The sequence below is a fragment of the Polaromonas sp. P1_G4 genome (assembly GCF_056405475.1).
Genome location: NZ_JBFUCA010000528.1, coordinates 1 through 2813, shown reverse-complemented (window position 1 = coordinate 2813; position 2813 = coordinate 1). Strand labels below are relative to the sequence as shown.

The following is a 2813-nucleotide window of genomic DNA, read 5'->3' as shown; positions in this document are numbered from 1 at the left end:
CTCTCAAAGAGCACACTGGAGAAGAAGATGATTGAGTTGAAAGAAGTTTCCAAATGGTACGGTGAAGTGCAGGTTCTCAATAACTGCACCACCAGCATCAAGAAGGGTGAAGTTGTTGTGGTCTGCGGCCCATCGGGCTCGGGCAAATCCACCCTCATCAAGACCATCAACGCGCTGGAGCCTTTCCAGAAGGGCCAGATCTTTGTCGACGGCAAGGCTGTGCATGACCCCAAGACCGACCTGCCCAAGCTGCGCAGCCGCGTCGGCATGGTGTTCCAGAATTTCGAGCTGTTCCCGCACCTGAGCGTGACCGAGAACCTGACGCTGGCGCAGGTCAAGGTACTGGGCCGCAAGCCCGACGAAGCCAAAAAGCACGGCCTCAAATACCTGGATCGCGTGGGCCTGATGGCGCACAAGGATAAATTCCCCGGCCAGCTCTCCGGTGGCCAGCAGCAGCGTGTGGCGATCGCCCGCGCGCTCAGCATGGACCCGATCGCCATGCTGTTTGACGAACCCACTTCCGCGCTGGACCCGGAAATGGTCGGCGAGGTGCTGGACTGCATGATGGGCCTGGCCGTCGAGGGCATGACCATGATGGTGGTGACCCACGAAATGGGCTTTGCCAAAAAAGTGGGCAGCCGCGTGATTTTCATGGATGTCGGCGGCAAGATTCTGGAAGACTGCTCGAAGGACGAGTTTTTCAGCCACCCGGAAAACCGCCAGGCGCGCACCAAGGATTTCCTCAACAAGATCCTGGCGCACTGAAAGCCCTGCGCTCCAAAAAAAGCCCCGAATTCCGGGGCTTTTTTCATGGCGGCTCATGATGGGCGGGTGGTGCGACCAATGCGACAATTCAGGCCATGACTTCAGCCACCCGCACACCCGCCTCCATCCTGACCTCCGCTCTGACCATTACCCGGCCCGACGATTGGCACCTGCATGTGCGCGACGGCGAGGCCCTGCACACCGTGGTGCCGCACACGGCCGCACAGTTTGGCCGCGCCATCATCATGCCCAACCTGCRCCCGCCGGTGACCACGGCCGCCCAGGCGGCGGCGTATCGGGAGCGCATCCAGGCCGCTGTGCCGGCCGGCGTGCAGTTCGAGCCATTGATGACGCTCTACCTCACCGACAACCTGCCACCCGATGAGATCAAGCGCGCGAAAGACGCCGGTGTTGTGGCGCTCAAGCTATACCCGGCCGGCGCCACCACCAACAGCGATGCCGGGGTGACCGACCTGCGCAAGACCTACAAAACGCTGGAGGCCATGCAAAAAGAAGGCGTGCTGCTGCTGGTGCACGGCGAGGTCACGTCATCCGACATTGACTTGTTCGACCGTGAAGCCGTGTTTATCGATACGCAACTCATTCCGCTGCGCCGCGATTTCCCTGAGCTGAAGATCGTGTTTGAGCACATCACCACCCGCGAAGCCGCCCATTACGTGCGTGATGCCGGCCAGTTCACGGGGGCGACCGTCACCGCGCACCACCTGCTCTACAACCGCAATGCCATTTTCACGGGCGGCATTCGGCCGCACTACTACTGCCTGCCGGTGCTCAAGCGCGAGACGCATCGCCTGGCATTGGTAGAAGCCGTCACCAGCGGCAACAACCGCTTTTTCCTGGGTACTGACAGCGCACCGCACCCCGCGCACCTCAAGGAGCACGCAACGGGCTGCGCAGGCTGCTACACCGCCCACGCCGCCATGGAGCTCTACGCCGAAGCCTTTGATGCGGCCGGCGCACTGGACAAGCTTGAGGCATTTGCCAGCTTCAACGGTGCCGATTTTTACGGCCTGCCGCGCAATACCGGCCGCATCACGCTGAAAAAGGAAAGCTGGCACCCGCCCGAGAGCTTTGCTTTCGGCGAGGCTGAGCTCAAGCCTTTGCGCTCAGGTGAAAACCTGCCCTGGAAACTGCACACTTCAGAAAGCCCCTGATGGACCACAAGCCGCGCGTTGCCCTGCTCATTGACGCCGACAACTCGCCGGCGTCCAAGATCGACCTGATCCTCAACGAGTTGTCGACCTTCGGCGAAACGAACATCCGCCGCGCTTACGGCAACTGGAAAAAGAATGAACTCAAGGGCTGGGAAGAGGTGTTGCACGAGCATGCCATCCGCCCCATGCAGCAGTTCGACTACACCAAAGGCAAGAACGCCAGCGACATKGCCATGGTGATCGACGCGCTGGAGCTGCTCTATACCGACCGGCCCGATGCCTTTGGCATCGTTTCGTCGGACGCAGACTTCACGCCGCTGGTCATGCACCTGCGCGCCAAGGGCGCGGCGGTCTACGGCTTTGGCGCGCAGAAAACGCCGGAGCCATTTGTCAATGCGTGTTCGAGATTCCTGTTCCTTGACAAGCTGCGCCCCATCGCCGTCAGTGATGCGGCGGGCAGTGCTCACGGAGACAGCCGTGACGATGGCGAGGCGGTTGCCGCCGCGCCCCTCAGGGCAACACCCGCCCAGCTCAAGCAGGACGCCAAGCTGGTCATGCTGCTGCGCAACGCCGTCCAGGCCGCAGCCGACGACGAGGGTTGGGCGCGCGTGGGTGCTGTAGGGACGCAAATCGCCAACCAGGCCTCGTTTGACCATCGCAACTACGGCTATGCCACGCTGACCAAGCTGCTGGTGGCCACCCAGCTGTTTGACATCGCCGACGAAGGCAAGTCCACCGTCGCAGTGCGCGACAAGCGACTGAACAAGTCGGCCCGGGCCTAGGGGGCCTGCAGGTGCGAGTCGCTGCAGCCCTGCAGCCAGCGCCGGCCCTGCCGATGCCGGCATGGAACCAGCCTTGGCTGCAACCCTGGCA

At 62.1% G+C, this 2813-nt stretch carries 3 protein-coding genes; all 3 read left to right on the top strand.

What is annotated here, in order from left to right:
* Positions 1-27: 27 nt before the first annotated feature.
* The 3 genes from AC1D1X_RS19950 (at position 28) to AC1D1X_RS19940 (ending at position 2722) form a co-directional block, all read left to right on the top strand.
* Entirely contained in the window at positions 28-765 is a 738-nt protein-coding gene (locus AC1D1X_RS19950; RefSeq protein WP_457281125.1) for an amino acid ABC transporter ATP-binding protein, read from the top strand.
* A 95-nt stretch (positions 766-860) separates the two neighbouring features.
* Positions 861-1940: a dihydroorotase gene (gene pyrC, locus AC1D1X_RS19945; protein ID WP_477698979.1), complete on the top strand. Its 1080-nt coding sequence runs from the start codon at positions 861-863 to the stop codon at positions 1938-1940.
* Positions 1940-2722, top strand: coding sequence for an NYN domain-containing protein (locus AC1D1X_RS19940; protein ID WP_477698978.1), 783 nt, complete (start codon positions 1940-1942; stop codon positions 2720-2722). Before pyrC ends, AC1D1X_RS19940 begins: the two co-directional genes overlap by 1 nt.
* Positions 2723-2813: the final 91 nt, after the last annotated feature.